Source organism: Pseudomonas sp. Eth.TT006 (assembly GCF_054456575.1).
Window position 1 is genome coordinate 264,746 of record NZ_JBTJEN010000007.1, and the last position, 15,436, is coordinate 280,181.

The window sequence follows — 15,436 nt, forward strand, 5'->3', positions numbered from 1 at the left end:
AAAAATCATTCACCGGTTAATCCCGCGTGAAACTTGCGAGCCATAAGAACAATGAAAACGCTGAAAACCCAAGTCGCCATCATTGGCGCCGGTCCCTCCGGATTGCTGCTCGGCCAGTTGCTGCATAACGCTGGCATCGACACCCTGATCCTTGAACGCCAGACGCCCGAGTATGTCCTTGGCCGGATTCGCGCCGGCGTGCTCGAACAAGGCATGGTAGAGCTGTTGCGCCAGGCCGGCGTGGGCGCGCGCATGGATGCCGAAGGCCTGGTGCACAGCGGTTTCGATCTGGCGCTCGATGGGCGTCTGGCGCACATCGATCTGCACGGTCTGACCGGCGGAAAAACCGTCATGGTCTATGGCCAGACCGAAGTCACCCGTGACCTGATGGCCGCTCGTCGGGAGGCCGGCGCGCCGACCATTTATGCCGCGAGTGATGTCGTGCCGCACGGCATGAAAAGCGACGAGGCGTTTGTCACCTTCGAAAAGGACGGTGAAACCTGGCGCGTCGATTGCGATTACATCGCCGGCTGCGACGGTTTTCATGGCGTGGCCCGGCAGTCGATCCCCGAGGACTGCCTGAAGACTTTCGAACGGGTCTATCCATTCGGCTGGCTGGGGATTCTCGCGGACACACCGCCGGTGCACGACGAACTGGTCTACGCCCGCCACGAACGCGGTTTCGCCCTGTGCAGCATGCGTTCGGCCACGCGCACCCGTTACTACCTGCAAGTGCCGGCGGAAGAGAACGTTGCGGATTGGTCCGATCAACGTTTCTGGGATGAACTGAAAACCCGCCTGCCCGCCGAGCTGGCGGACAAACTGGTGACCGGCCCGTCGATTGAAAAAAGCATCGCGCCGCTGCGCAGTTTTGTCGTCGAACCGATGCAGTATGGGCGCATGTTCCTCGTCGGCGATGCCGCGCACATTGTCCCGCCGACCGGCGCCAAGGGCCTGAACCTGGCCGCCAGCGATGTCAGCACACTGTTCAATATTCTGCTGAAGGTCTATCGCGAGGGGCGCACAGACCTATTGGAGAAATACTCGGAGATCTGCCTGCGCCGGGTGTGGAAAGCCGAGCGGTTTTCCTGGTGGATGACCTCGATGCTGCATCGTTTCGACGAGCACGATGCGTTCAGCCAAAGGATCAGCGCCGCGGAGCTGGACTACTTTGTCAGTTCCGAAGCCGGTCGAAAAACCATTGCGGAAAATTACGTCGGGCTTGCGTACGAGGCTATCGAATAGCCTGCTATCGACTTACACTGGCGAGCACCTACCCGCACCCGCGTGCGGGTCAATCAATGCCCGCAGGTTCCACCCGTGACCAATCTCAATCAGCCCGAAACGCCCAAACCGGCCATCCGCAGCGTGCTGGTTGCGCTGATGCTGGCGATCTTTCTTGGCGCGCTCGATCAGACCATTGTCGCCGTGTCGATGCCGGCCATCTCTGCCCAGTTCAAGGACGTCAGTCTGCTGGCCTGGGTGATTTCCGGGTACATGGTGGCGATGACCGTGGCGGTGCCGATCTACGGCAAGCTCGGTGACTTATACGGGCGCCGTAAGTTGATGCTGTTCGGCATGGGCCTGTTCACCCTCGCCTCGCTGTTTTGCGGCATGGCGCAAAGCATGGAACAACTGGTGCTGGCGCGGATTTTCCAGGGCATCGGCGCCGGCGGGATGATTTCGGTCAGCCAGGCGATCATCGGCGACATCGTTCCACCGCGCGAACGTGGACGTTATCAGGGTTACTTCAGCAGCATGTACGCAGTGGCCAGCGTCGCCGGGCCGGTGCTCGGCGGCTACATGACCGAATACCTGTCGTGGCGCTGGGTGTTTCTGATCAACCTGCCGCTGGGACTTGGCGCGTATTGGGTGGCGCGGCGCAACCTGCGCGGTCTGCCGATTCCGCAGCGCAAACCGATCATCGACTACCTCGGCACCCTGCTGATGATCATCGGCCTGACTGCGTTGCTGCTGGGCATCACTCAAGTCGGCCAGGGCCACTCGTGGCGCAGCAGCGAAGTGCTCGGTTTGTTCGCCGGTGCGGTACTGGTGCTGGCGCTGTTCGTCTGGCATGAACGGCGGGCGCGCGAGCCGCTGCTGCCGATGCACCTGTTCACCAACCGCAATGCATTGCTGTGCTGGTGCACGATTTTCTTCACCAGTTTCCAGGCCATCTCGCTGATCGTGTTGATGCCGCTGCGCTTCCAGAGTGTCACCGGCGCCGGCGCCGACAGTGCTGCGTTGCACCTGCTGCCGCTGGCCATGGGACTGCCGATCGGTGCCTTTTTCGCCGGGCGTCGCACCTCGATCACCGGACGCTACAAACCGCAGATCCTGACCGGCGCGATCCTGATGCCACTTTCGATTCTCGGCATGGCCTTCAGTCCACCGCAAGCGACGTTGCTCAGTGCTGTGTTCATGCTGCTCAGCGGGATTGCCGGCGGCATGCAGTTCCCGACCTCGCTGGTCGGTACGCAGAACTCGGTGGAGCAGCGCGACATCGGCGTCGCCACCAGCACCACCAACCTGTTCCGCTCACTGGGCGGCGCGGTGGGCGTGGCGCTGATGTCGGCGCTGTTGCTGGCGTTGTTGCAGGATTCGAGTTTCGCCCATCTGGCGAACAGTTCGCTGGTCAGCGAAGGACATTCGGGCAACGTGCTGCTGGACGGTTTGAATGCGGCGCCGGGGGATGCGCAGAACGCCTTACGCGCAGAGCTGGCGGTGACGTTCCGGCATTTGTTGTGGGTCAGTACCGCGGTGTCGTTGCTGGGGCTGGCGGCGGCGATTGCGATGCCGAACAAGCTGCTGCGCGGGCGCGAGCATGGCGCTAAGTAGCATAACGCCATGAAAACCTGTGGGAGCGGGCTTGCTCGCGAAAGCGGTGTGTCATTCAACGTTGATGTGGGCTGACACTACGCCTTCGCGAGCAAGCCCGCTCCCACAGGGAATTGTTTCGCTCAGGGGCTGTAATAACCCACCGCCACCAGAAAATGCCCGACCTTCTTCAGGTAGGCGTGCTTGTCCTCGATCTTGCCGGTCACAGGGTTTTTCCAGCGATATTCGTATTCGCCGTCATCCTGCTTGGCAATCAGCGCCAGAATCGGCTCGCCCACCGGTTTGCCTTCGGGGTCTTTGATCTTGCTGAAATCGGTGTTGATCAGCCGCAGGTTGGTGCCGTGGGCAACGTAGCGTTGGGTGTTCAGATCGACCACGAACACGTACAGGTCATCCTGCAGATAACCGCCCTTGAGCGAGTTGATGGCGGTCAGCGTGCCTTTCTCGTTCTTGCCCAGGTCGGTTGCGGCCTTGTCCAGCAGCGTCTTGGCCTGCTGCGCCGAGGCCCGAGGCAGGTAATAGCCGACCGCGAGAATCCGCTGGCCGATGCGCTGATAGTAGACATGCTTGCGCTCGACCTTGCCGTCCGCCCAATTCTGCCAGCGGTATTCGGCTTGCTGGATGCCGTTGCCTTCGGGCACCAGCAAGGCATCCTTGAAGGCTTTTTGCAGATCCGGCGCCAGCACTTCGCTGACATCGCGACCGATCAACGCCGAGGATGGCCCGCCGCTGGCAAGCATCACACCCTTGGTGTCGACCACGAACACGTAGCGATCCTTGTCGACGAACTCACCCTGACGGCTGAACGCGGCGAAGGCCTTGTCGCCGTTCTCGTGGTAGTAGGCCAGGGCCTTTTCCAGCAGGGCGATGGCGGCTTTGCTGTTGTCCTTTTGCGTGGTGGCGGCGTTGGCCGGCCCGGTCGTCACAAACAGCATCACCACGAGCCACGCCACTTTATGCACAAACCCCATAACGCATCCCTCGTTCTTGTTGGTGTTTCAAGAGCGTAGACGGGTTGCGGATGGATGGCGGTTGAAGATGAATCGAGAGATTGCCGTAACAGACTGTGGCAAAAGAGTCCTTGTGGTGAGGGGATTTATCCCCGATGGAGTGCGAAGCGCTCCCCAGAACTTGGGGCTGCTGCGCAGCCCATCGGGGATAAATCCCCTCACCACAGGTTCTCTGTCAGACAGACAATCCTGTTTTGGCTCTACGGCCGGGCATTGATCTGTTGCTGCAGGTTCTGGATCTGCGCCTGCAAGGTGTTGAGGTTGCGGGTCATCTGGCCGCGAAACGCATCGAACTCGGCAGTATTGCCGCCACCCTGTGGCGTGGCCGGGCGGTTGTCCTGCTCGCTTTTGAGCACCACGACTTCCTGCTCCAGGCGCTCGATCGCCGCGCTCGGGTTGCCCTGCTTTTTCAGCGCGGCGATATCAGCCCCGAGGCTTTTCAGCTGGGCGTCATAACTCTTGAGCTGGGCGTCGACCTTGGCGGTGTCGGCCGGTGCGCTTTTCAGGGTTGCAAGTTCCGCGCTCAAGGCTTTGACCTGAGCCTGCAACTGAGTGTTGGCGTTCTGCTGTTCGGTGGTCTGCGCGGTCATCTGCGCCAGGCGCTTGTCCAGATCGCTGGCCTGACCGACTACGCCTTGCTGCTGCTTGCTCTGATCCAGCAACTGGGTCTCCAGCTGTTTGATCTGCAGTTTCAGCGCTTCGCTGTCACTGTTGACGTTGCTTTGGCTGGCCACCACCTTGCCGGAAATGTCCTGCAGGCGCCCCGCCGCTTCCTCGCTGATGCGCGCAAAGCTTTCCTGGGTCGCGACCAACTGCTGCTCCATCAGCGAAATCTGCTGAAAGCTCCACCAGGCCAGGCCAGCAAAGGCAAAGAACAACGCGCCGACCAGCGCCCACAGAGGCCCGGTGCTCGGCGCCTTGACCTTGACCACCGGCGCTGTGCGCGAGTGCACGGAGGTGCGAGCGGTCGGCGGAATGTCATCGTCGTCAAAGGTGTCGGCGCGCAGGCTCGGTACATCGTCGAAATCGTCGTTGGCATCGTTACGCATGGACATTGAGGCAACCTTTGTGGAACGCGGTGATGGCTAAATGCTGCGAAGTATAACCGCCGCAGCCGCAGGGATTGACCCTCAAGCGCCAGTGCGGTTCATTGCCGGCCGAGCGACTTGTATCAACGGATGTCCTGAGCTTTCCACCAGTTGCAGAACTCATCGAGGGCCGACCACAGGCTGACTTTCGGATCGTAATCCAGATAATGCCGGGCGCGGCTGATGTCGAGGGTGAAATTTTTCTTCATGACCTGCATGCCCAGCCGCGACAGCGTCGGTTCGGGACGCCCCGGCCAGAGTTTGCACACGCCTTCGTTGAGCGCCGCCACGCTGTAGGCCAGGCCATACGAGCGATATTTGCTGACCTGCGGCACTTCCATCTTGCGCATCACGTAATTGACCACATCCCACAACGGCACCGGCGCGCCATTGCTGATGTTGTAGGCCTTGCCCAGCGCCGAACCGGCCGCCAGCAGACTGCTGAGCAGCGCTTCGTTGAGGTTCTGCACGCTGGTGAAATCGACCTTGTTCAAGCCGTCGCCGATGATCGCCAGACGGCCCTTGCGCTGCATGTTGAGCAGACGCGGAAAGATGCTCATGTCGCCAGCGCCGGTGACAAAGCGCGGGCGCAGGGCGATGGTTTCCAGACCGAATTCCTGCGCGCCGAAGACCTTTTGCTCGGCCAGATACTTGGTCGCGGCATAGTGATGCTTGAAGCGCTTGGGCACTTGCTCTTCGGTCAGGCCGAGATGATCGCGGCCATCGAAGTAGATCGACGGCGACGACAGATGCACCAGCCGCCGCACGCGCTGCTTGAGGCAGGCTTCAACGACATTTTCGGTGACCTGCACGTTGCCCTGATGAAAGTCCTGATAGCGCCCCCACAAACCGACGGCACCGGCACAGTGCACCACCGCATCCACCTCAGCGCAGAGCTCGCGCACCAGATCCGCATCGGTGAGATCGCCCGGAACGAACTCGGCACCACGGCGCACCAGATGCTCGACGCTTTCGGCCCGGCGCCCGTTGACCCGCACATCCAGGCCCTGCTCAAGGGCGAAACGCGCAAAGCGCCCGCCAATGAAGCCGCTTGCGCCGGTGACCAGAATTTTCATGTAAAGCTCCAATGAAACCAGCTACGAGCTTCAAGCTTCGAGCTGCAAGTTTAAAACGGTGCGCAGCGATTGACTTGCTGCTTGCAGCTTGACGCTCGCAGCTGCTTTCAAGCCACCAGCCATCGAGGTGAAGCACGCACCAATTGCTCGGTCAGTAACCCCAGCAACTGACCGCCATTGCGCCAATGATGCCAGTACAACGGCACATCGATCGGTTTATCTGGCAACAGTTCGCGCAACACGCCGCGCTGCAGTTGCTCGCGCACTTGCAGTTCCGGCACCAGCCCCCAACCGAACCCGGCTTCGGTCATGCGCACGAAACCTTCGGAGGACGGGCACAAATGGTGCTCGAATCCGCCATCGACGCCGAGTGAGGCGAGGTAGCGATGCTGGAGGAAATCGTCCGGGCCGAACACCAGCGCCGGAGTGCGCGGCAACTGCTCGGCGCGCACGCCATCCGGGAAATGCCGCTCGATGAACGCCGGACTGGCCAGCGCCCGATAACGCATGGCCCCAAGCAACACGCTGCGCGCGCCGGCCACGGGGCGTTCGCTGGCACAGACACACGCCGCCACTTCCCCGGCGCGCATGCGCTTGAGGCCGACGGTCTGATCTTCCACCACCAGATCCAACAGTAAATGCTGCTCGGCGCAGAAATCGCCCACGGCTTCGGCCCACCAAGTGGCGAGACTGTCGGCGTTGATCGCTATGCGCAAACGCTCGGGCAGGCCTTCTTCGTCGAGCGCCGGCACCAGGCTTTGCAAATCGCGCTCGAGCAAGCGCACCTGCTGCACATGGTTGAGCAGACGCCGGCCAATCTCGGTCGGCGTCGGCGGCGTACCACGCACCAGCACCGGTTGCCCGACCCGCGCTTCCAGCAGTTTGATCCGCTGGGAAATCGCCGATTGCGAAAGGCCCAGCACCTGCGCGGCGCGTTCGAATCCGGCTTGCTCGACCACGGCGGCCAGAGCGGACAGTAATTTGTAGTCGAACATCAGTTTTCCTAATGAGCGATCAGCACTATTGGTTTTTCTTATACCGCTTCCGACCGGAGAATAGCCAGCAAGCACTCTTCTTCATTCAGCACCCGGCGCGATCTCGCGGCCAACGCGGAGTAATTTTTATGTGGCAAAGCTATGTGAACGGGCTATTGGTGGCCTTGGGCTTGATCATGGCGATCGGCACCCAGAACGCTTTTGTATTGGCCCAGAGCCTGCGCCGCGAACACCACCTGCCCGTCGCCGCCTTGTGCGTGGCCTGCGATGCGCTGCTGGTGGCCGCTGGCGTGTTCGGTCTGGCCACCGTGCTGGCGCAGAGCCCGACCTTGTTGGCGGTGGCGCGCTGGGGCGGTGCGGCCTTTCTGATCTGGTATGGCAGCCAGGCGCTGCGTCGGGCGTGCTCGAAACAGAGTCTGGATCAGGGCGAAAATCAGACCGTGCGCTCGCTGCGCGCAGTGATGCTCAGCGCACTGGCCGTGACCTTGCTCAATCCGCACGTGTACCTCGACACGGTATTGCTGATCGGCTCCCTCGGCGCGCAACAAGCGGTGCCGGGCGCTTACGTGGTGGGCGCGGCCAGTGCTTCGCTGCTGTGGTTTTTCACCCTCGCCCTCGGTGCGGCATGGCTCGCGCCGTGGCTGGCACGACCAAGCACCTGGCGGATTCTGGATCTGCTGGTGGCCGTGATGATGTTTACCGTGGCGGGTCAGTTGATTATCGCGAGCTGATTTATTGCAAACCGCTCTGGAACCTCTATCCCACACAGTTGTTGCGTGGTTAAGCCTTGACCCCGGTGCTATGATCCGAACCCTGCGCCGCAAAGAGTAAAAACTCGTCGGTGCAAATCCGGCCGCCCGTGATCGGCCTTGCGCTCACCGCAACAGACCTGATTAGGAGAATCATCATGGCTTTCGAATTGCCGCCGCTGCCTTACGCACACGATGCCCTGCAGCCGCACATTTCCAAGGAAACCCTGGAATTTCACCACGACAAGCACCACAACACCTATGTCGTGAACCTGAACAACCTGGTGCCAGGCACCGAGTTCGAAGGCAAGACCCTGGAAGAAATCGTCAAGACTTCCTCGGGCGGCATCTTCAACAACGCCGCTCAGGTCTGGAACCACACTTTCTACTGGAACTGCCTGGCGCCAAACGCCGGCGGTCAACCAACCGGCGCCCTGGCTGATGCCATCAACGCGGCGTTCGGCTCGTTCGACAAGTTCAAGGAAGAGTTCAGCAAAACCTCGATCGGCACCTTCGGTTCCGGCTGGGGCTGGCTGGTGAAAAAGGCTGACGGTTCCCTGGCACTGGCCAGCACCATCGGCGCCGGCAACCCGCTGACCAGCGGCGACACCCCGCTGCTGACCTGCGACGTCTGGGAACACGCTTACTACATCGACTACCGCAACCTGCGTCCGAAGTACGTTGAAGCGTTCTGGAACCTGGTCAACTGGAAGTTCGTGGCCGAGCAGTTCGAAGGCAAAACCTTCACCGCTTAAGCTACGCGCCAGATAAAGAACCCGGCTTTGGCCGTAATGCTGTTCACTTAAGTTGTACAGAACCTTGTGGTGAGGGGATTTATCCCCGATGGGCTGCGAAGCGGCCCTAAAACCGTCAAAAGCGGCGACTGCTTCGCAGCCGATCGGGGATAAATCCCCTCGCCACAGGGTTAAGTGAACGTCATTACGGCTTTGGCCGGGTTTTTTTATGCTTTTGATTTATCGGATCGTTTCCACGCTCTGCGCGGGAGCGGTCAAGAAAGGCAAGAGATCGCAGCCTTCGGCAGCTCCTACAGGGAGACGGGTTTTTCCGTCGCCAGCAAACACAGGAAATTTTCTTCCGGCCCCTCAAGTTGCAGGCGCAAACTACCGACACAGTACAAATAGAGCTGACACTCCAGACAGCTGCCTGTCGGCAATTGCCACAGGCAAAATATCCCCGGGCTCGATTGTCCCTTTGACTGCCAACACGGGAATGCCAATACTCATGGCAACTTGACGGTACCCGCACGGAACAAGGAATACCCCTTTGAAGCTGGAACTCAAGAACAGCTTGTCGGTGAAGTTGCTCCGGGTCGTGCTCCTGTCGGCATTGATCGTCGGCGTGGTCTTGAGCTGTGCCCAGATCGTTTTCGATGCCTACAAGACCCGCCAGGCGGTGGCCGGCGATGCACAACGGATCCTCGACATGTTCCGCGACCCGTCCACTCAGGCTGTCTACAGCCTGGACCGGGAAATGGGCATGCAGGTGATCGAAGGCCTGTTCCAGGACGACGCCGTGCGCCAGGCTTCCATCGGCCATCCCAACGAGCCGATGCTCGCGCAGAAAACCCGTGAGCTGCAGCAGTCCGACAGTCGCTGGCTGACCGACCTGATCCTCGGCCAGGAGCGTACCTTCACCACACAACTGGTCGGTCGCGGCCCCTACAGCGAATATTACGGCGACCTGAGCATCACCCTCGACACCGCCACCTATGGCGAGAGTTTCATCGTCAGTTCGGTGATCATTTTCATTTCCGGCGTCCTGCGCGCCATGGCCCTGGGGCTGGTGCTGTATCTGGTCTATCACTGGCTGCTGACCCGCCCGCTGTCGCGGATCATCGAGCACCTGACCGAAATCAATCCCGATCGCCCCAGCGAACACAAGATTCCGCAGATCAAGGGCCACGAAAAAAACGAACTCGGGATCTGGATCAACACCGCCAACCAGTTGCTCGAATCCATCGAACGCAACACCCATCTGCGCCACGAAGCAGAAAACAGCCTGCTGCGCATGGCCCAGTACGACTTCCTCACCGGTCTGCCCAACCGCCAGCAACTGCAGCAGCAACTGGACCGGATTCTGGTGGACGCCGGCAAATTGCAACGCCGGGTCGCGGTGCTGTGCGTGGGCCTGGATGATTTCAAAGGGATCAACGAACAGTTCAGCTACCAGACCGGCGACCAGTTGTTGCTGGCCCTGGCCGATCGCCTGCGTGCCCACAGCGGTCGCCTCGGCGCTCTCGCCCGCCTGGGGGGCGACCAGTTCGCGCTGGTGCAGGCCGATATCGAGCAACCTTACGAAGCGGCGGAACTGGCGCAGAGCATCCTCGACGATCTGGAAGCGGCGTTTGCCCTCGACCATCAGGAAATCCGCCTGCGCGCGACCATCGGCATCACCCTGTTCCCCGAAGACGGCGACAGCACCGAGAAGCTGTTGCAGAAGGCCGAGCAGACCATGACGCTGGCCAAGACCCGCTCGCGCAACCGCTATCAGTTCTACATCGCCAGCGTCGACAGCGAGATGCGCCGCCGACGCGAACTGGAAAAGGACCTGCGCGACGCCTTGATTCGCGACCAGTTCTATCTGGTCTATCAGCCACAGATCAGCTACCGCGATCACCGCGTGGTCGGGGTCGAAGCGTTGATTCGCTGGCAGCATCCGGAACACGGTCTGGTGCCGCCGGACCTGTTCATTCCGCTGGCCGAGCAGAACGGCACGATCATCGCCATCGGCGAATGGGTGCTCGATCAGGCCTGCAAGCAATTGCGCGAATGGCATGATCAGGGCTTCGCCGACCTGCGCATGGCGGTCAACCTGTCCACCGTGCAACTGCACCACGCCGAACTGCCCCGGGTGGTCAACAACCTGCTGCAGATCTATCGTCTGCCGCCGCGCAGCCTGGAGCTGGAAGTCACCGAGACCGGCCTGATGGAAGACATCAGCACCGCCGCCCAGCACCTCCTGAGCCTGCGTCGTTCCGGAGCGCTGATCGCCATTGATGACTTCGGCACCGGCTATTCCTCGCTGAGCTACCTGAAAAGCCTGCCACTGGACAAGATCAAGATCGACAAGAGCTTCGTCCAGGATCTGCTGGATGACGACGACGATGCGACCATCGTTCGGGCGATCATTCAACTGGGCAAGAGCCTTGGCATGCAGGTGATTGCCGAGGGCGTGGAAACCGCCGAGCAGGAGTCGTACATCATTTCCGAAGGCTGTCACGAAGGTCAGGGTTACCACTACAGCAAGCCGCTGCCAGCGCGGGAATTGAGCGCGTATCTCAAGCAGGCCCAGCGTAGCAACGCGGCCATTTTATAAAGGCAAAAGATCGCAGCCTGCGGCAGCTCCTACAGGGATAGCCCGTTCCTGGTTGCGATTTTTGATCGGCGTGAATAAGAAATATTTCCAGCCACAGCCCTTTACACATAATGCGAAAGATTTGCATTATGTCGCAGCTTTGCGCACCCCCGCGCCCTGTCCATTCCATTACCGAAGCAGGATGTTCGCCATGATTCGTATGCCTCTGGCTACCGCCAGTCTGCTGGCCATCGCCATTTCCCTCGCCGGTTGCGGCGAAGGCAAAGACAAGGCTGCCGCCCCGGCCACGCCAACACCGGCCGCCAGCACTGCTGCTGCAACCGCACCAGCCGCTGCCGGCAAAGTCGATGAAGCCGCCGCCAAGGCTGTGGTCGCGCACTACGCCGACATGGTCTTCGCCGTCTACAGCGATGCCGAATCCACCGCGAAAACCCTGCAGACCGCCGTCGACGCATTCCTCGCCAAACCGAACGCCGACACCCTGAAAGCCGCCCGCGCTGCCTGGGTCGCCGCCCGCGTGCCTTACCTGCAGAGCGAAGTGTTCCGCTTCGGCAACACCATCATCGACGACTGGGAAGGTCAGGTGAACGCCTGGCCGCTGGACGAAGGTCTGATCGACTACGTCGACAAATCCTACGAGCACGCGCTGGGTAACCCGGGCGCCACTGCCAACATCATCGCCAACACTGAAGTACAGGTCGGCGAAGACAAGGTCGATGTCAAAGACATCACCCCGGAAAAACTCGCCAGCCTCAACGAGCTGGGCGGTTCCGAAGCCAACGTTGCCACCGGCTACCACGCCATCGAATTCCTGCTCTGGGGCCAGGACCTGAACGGCACCGGCCCGGGCGCCGGCAACCGTCCGGCGTCGGACTACCTGGAAGGCGCAGGCGCCACCGGCGGTCACAACGATCGTCGCCGTGCCTACCTGAAAGCGGTGACCCAACTGCTGGTCAGCGACCTTGAAGAAATGGTCGGCAACTGGAAGCCGAACGTGGCCGACAACTACCGCGCCACCCTCGAAGCCGAACCGGCTGAAAGCGGTCTGCGCAAGATGCTGTTTGGCATGGGCAGCCTGTCCCTGGGTGAACTGGCGGGCGAGCGCATGAAGGTTTCCCTGGAAGCCAACTCGCCGGAAGACGAACAGGATTGCTTCAGCGACAACACCCACAACTCGCACTTCTACGATGCCAAAGGCATCCGTAACGTGTACCTGGGCGAGTACACCCGCGTTGACGGCAGCAAGATAACCGGCGCCAGCCTGTCGTCGCTGGTGGCCAAGGCCGACCCGGCTGCCGACACCGCGCTGAAAGCCGATCTGGCTGCCACCGAAGCCAAGATCCAGGTCATGGTCGATCACGCCAACAAGGGTGAGCACTACGACCAGCTGATCGCCGCCGGCAACACCGCCGGCAACCAGATCGTGCGCGACGCCATCGCCGCCCTGGTCAAGCAGACCGGTTCGATCGAAGCCGCTGCCGGCAAACTGGGCATCAGCGACCTGAACCCGGACAACGCTGATCACGAGTTCTGATCAACGCTGGCTGCACAAGAAGGCGACCTCCGGGTCGCCTTTTTCATGCCTGCCTTTTGCGGTTGTGCTGATGGCCCCATCGCTGGCAAGCCAGCTCCCACAGTGACCGGTGGCGGGCACAGATTTTACAAACACTCGAAATCCTGTGGGAGCTGGCTTGCCAGCGATAGGACCACCTCGGTCTCCAGTGAAACCCTGCCACAAATCAAGCAAACGATAATTCCTCTTATTCAAATTCCCCTGCCCTGTTAGACTTTGCGCCTTTGTTTTCGCCCGTCCGCAGGATGTCTGATGCCCTCGCTGCCCCTTCGCTTGTCCGCACTGTTTCTGGCCCTGGGCCTAAGTGCCTGCGATGACGCCCCGCGCTTTACCAAGGCTGAGCCCGGTGAAGCGCGTTCGGGTGGGGCGACGACCGTGCGCAAGACCGATCAGAATGCGTTTTCCCTGCCCTCGGCCAATCTGCCGCCGTCGCGCCGGGTCGATTTCAGTGTCGGCAACAGCTTCTTCCGCAGCCCGTGGGTGATCGCGCCGTCCACCACCACCGCCCGCGATGGCCTCGGCCCGTTGTTCAACACCAATGCCTGCCAGAACTGCCACATCAAGGACGGTCGCGGTCATCCGCCCGCCCCGGATGCGGCGAACGCGGTGTCGATGCTGGTGCGCCTGTCGATTCCTGATTCGCCGGCCTTTGCCAAACTCATCGAACAGGCCGGGGTAGTGCCGGAACCGGTCTACGGCGGGCAGTTCCAGGACATGGCCGTGCCCGGCGTCACCCCGGAAGGCAAGGTCCGCGTCGAATACACCCCGGTACCGGTGCGCTTCAAGGACGGCACTGAGGTGGAGTTGCGCAAACCGCTTCTGCAATTCACCCAACTGGGCTACGGCCCGATGCACCCGGACACGCGTTTCTCGGCCCGCGTCGCGCCGCCAATGATCGGCCTCGGCCTGCTCGAAGCCATCCCGGGAGCGGCAATCCTCGCCAACGCCGCCGCGCAAGCCAAAGACAACAACGGCATCCATGGTCGAGCGAATCAGGTCTGGGATGACGCGCAACAGAAGACCGTGATGGGCCGGTTCGGCTGGAAAGCCGGGCAGCCGAACCTCAATCAACAGAATGTTCACGCGTTTTCCGGGGACATGGGCCTGACCACCAGCCTGCGGCCGTTCGATGATTGCACCGACGCGCAAACCGCCTGCAAACAGGCGCCCAACGGCAACGGCGCGGATGGCGAGCCGGAAGTCAGCGACAACATCCTGCGCCTGGTGCTGTTCTATACGCGCAACCTCGCGGTGCCGGCACGCCGTGGGGTCAACGACGCGCAAGTGCTGGCCGGCAAGAATCTGTTTTTCCAGGCCGGCTGTCAGTCGTGCCACACCCCGCAATACACCACCGCCGCCAACGCCGCCGAACCGGAACTGGCCAATCAGGTGATTCGCCCGTACAGCGATCTGCTGCTGCATGACATGGGCGACGGTCTGGCCGATAACCGCACTGAATTCCAGGCCTCCGGCCGCGATTGGCGCACCCCGCCGTTATGGGGGATCGGCCTGACCCAGGCGGTCAGTGGTCATACACAGTTTTTGCACGACGGCCGCGCCCGCAACCTGCTCGAAGCCGTGCTCTGGCATGGCGGCGAAGCACAGCAGGCGCAGCAACAGGTTTTGTCTTTCAACGCCGAACAGCGTGCTGAGCTGCTGGCGTTCTTGAACTCACTTTAAACACTTAAAAGAATCGGGAGCCCGACATGTTCCGTCCCAAGCTACTGTTCACCAGCCTTGCCGCATTGGCACTCGGCGCCTGCTCGCCGCAGGATCCGCAAGCGGTCACCTCGGCAGCCATCGCCAAATCGGTGATCCTGCCGACCTACACCCGCTGGGTCGAGGCCGACAGGCAACTGGCCGTCAGCGCCCTCGCCTACTGCCAGGGCAAGGAGACTCTGGAAACCGCCCGCGCCGACTTCCTGCATGCGCAGAAAGCCTGGGCCGAGCTGCAGCCATTGCTGATCGGGCCGCTGGCCGAGGGCAACCGTTCGTGGCAGGTGCAGTTCTGGCCGGACAAGAAGAACCTCGTCGGCCGTCAGGTCGAGCAACTGGTCGTCGCCCAGCCGCAGATCGATGCCGCCGCCCTGGCCAAATCGAGTGTGGTGGTTCAGGGTCTGTCGGCTTACGAATACATCCTGTTCGATGAAAAACCGGACGTCGCCAACGCCGAGCAGAAAGCCAAGTACTGCCCACTGCTGATCGCCATTGGCGAGCGTCAGAAGCAACTGGCCGAAGAGATTCTGCAAAGCTGGAACAACACCGACGGCATGCTCGCGCAGATGAGCAAGTTCCCGAACCAGCGTTACGCCGACTCCCACGAAGCGATCGCCGATTTGCTGCGGGTGCAGGTCACCGCCCTCGACACCCTGAAGAAAAAGCTCGGCACGCCGATGGGCCGCCAGAGCAAAGGCGTGCCGCAGCCGTTCCAGGCGGATGCCTGGCGCAGCCAGTCGTCGCTGACCGCGCTGGAAGCCAGCCTCGCCGCGGCCAAAACCGTCTGGGAAGGCGTCGACAACAAAGGCCTGCGCGGTCTGTTGCCGGCCGAGCAGAAACCGTTGGCGGACAAGATCGACGCCGCCTACGCCGCGTCGCTGAAACTGTTCGACAGCAGCCAGCGCTCGCTGACCGAAATGCTCGCTGACGACGCCGGTCGCCAGCAGCTCAACGATCTCTATGACAGCCTCAACGTCGTCCATCGCCTGCACGAAGGCGAACTGGCCAAGGCGCTGGGCATTCAACTGGGCTTCAACGCCAACGACGGTGACTGA

Annotated in this window: 12 protein-coding genes; 8 read left to right on the forward strand and 4 right to left on the reverse strand. The window is 61.4% G+C overall.

What is annotated here, in order from left to right; genetic code table 11:
• Positions 1–51 precede the first annotated feature (51 nt).
• Together pobA and ACXR0M_RS13950 are read left to right on the forward strand one after the other, a co-directional pair.
• Entirely contained in the window at positions 52–1,245 is a 1,194-nt protein-coding gene (pobA, locus tag ACXR0M_RS13945; RefSeq protein ID WP_458832404.1) for a 4-hydroxybenzoate 3-monooxygenase, read from the forward strand.
• A 75-nt stretch (positions 1,246–1,320) separates the two neighbouring features.
• Positions 1,321–2,838, forward strand: coding sequence for an MDR family MFS transporter (locus ACXR0M_RS13950; protein ID WP_458832405.1), 1,518 nt, complete (start codon positions 1,321–1,323; stop codon positions 2,836–2,838).
• Between the two features lie 122 nt (positions 2,839–2,960).
• On the opposite strand, the gene ACXR0M_RS13955 is transcribed toward ACXR0M_RS13950, so the two are convergent.
• The 4 genes from ACXR0M_RS13955 to ACXR0M_RS13970 all read right to left on the reverse strand — a co-directional run bounded on the left by ACXR0M_RS13955 (position 2,961) and on the right by ACXR0M_RS13970 (position 7,007).
• Positions 2,961–3,809 carry a cache domain-containing protein gene (locus ACXR0M_RS13955; protein WP_458832406.1) on the reverse strand — a complete coding sequence of 283 codons (849 nt, stop codon included), beginning with the start codon at positions 3,807–3,809 and terminating at the stop codon, positions 2,961–2,963.
• A gap of 239 nt (positions 3,810–4,048) precedes the next feature.
• Entirely contained in the window at positions 4,049–4,903 is an 855-nt protein-coding gene (locus tag ACXR0M_RS13960) for an ATPase (RefSeq protein ID WP_458832407.1), read from the reverse strand.
• Between the two features lie 116 nt (positions 4,904–5,019).
• Positions 5,020–6,012: an NAD-dependent epimerase/dehydratase family protein gene (locus ACXR0M_RS13965; RefSeq protein WP_458832408.1), complete on the reverse strand. Its 993-nt coding sequence runs from the start codon at positions 6,010–6,012 to the stop codon at positions 5,020–5,022.
• Positions 6,013–6,119: 107 nt separating this feature from the next.
• The gene (locus ACXR0M_RS13970) at positions 6,120–7,007 is read right to left on the reverse strand and encodes a LysR family transcriptional regulator ArgP (protein WP_458832409.1); all 888 of its coding nucleotides are present in this window, start codon (positions 7,005–7,007) and stop codon (positions 6,120–6,122) included.
• 128 nt (positions 7,008–7,135) lie between these two features.
• On the opposite strand from ACXR0M_RS13970, the gene ACXR0M_RS13975 reads away from it, so the two are divergent.
• The 6 genes from ACXR0M_RS13975 (at position 7,136) to ACXR0M_RS14000 (ending at position 15,436) form a co-directional block, all read left to right on the forward strand.
• Complete coding sequence (locus ACXR0M_RS13975) at positions 7,136–7,738, forward strand: LysE/ArgO family amino acid transporter (protein ID WP_458832410.1); 603 nt, start codon at positions 7,136–7,138, stop codon at positions 7,736–7,738.
• 176 nt (positions 7,739–7,914) lie between these two features.
• Positions 7,915–8,511, forward strand: a complete 597-nt coding sequence (locus tag ACXR0M_RS13980; RefSeq protein ID WP_016773431.1) for a superoxide dismutase — start codon at positions 7,915–7,917, stop codon at positions 8,509–8,511.
• Positions 8,512–9,040: 529 nt separating this feature from the next.
• Positions 9,041–11,092, forward strand: coding sequence for a putative bifunctional diguanylate cyclase/phosphodiesterase (locus tag ACXR0M_RS13985; RefSeq protein WP_458832411.1), 2,052 nt, complete (start codon positions 9,041–9,043; stop codon positions 11,090–11,092).
• A gap of 190 nt (positions 11,093–11,282) precedes the next feature.
• A complete protein-coding gene (locus tag ACXR0M_RS13990) occupies positions 11,283–12,626 on the forward strand; it encodes an imelysin family protein (RefSeq protein ID WP_458832412.1) in 1,344 nt (447 codons plus the stop codon).
• A gap of 291 nt (positions 12,627–12,917) precedes the next feature.
• On the forward strand, positions 12,918–14,345 hold the full coding sequence (locus ACXR0M_RS13995; protein ID WP_458832413.1) for a di-heme oxidoreductase family protein: 1,428 nt from the start codon (positions 12,918–12,920) through the stop codon (positions 14,343–14,345).
• Positions 14,346–14,371: 26 nt separating this feature from the next.
• Positions 14,372–15,436 carry an imelysin family protein gene (locus tag ACXR0M_RS14000; protein WP_458832414.1) on the forward strand — a complete coding sequence of 355 codons (1,065 nt, stop codon included), beginning with the start codon at positions 14,372–14,374 and terminating at the stop codon, positions 15,434–15,436.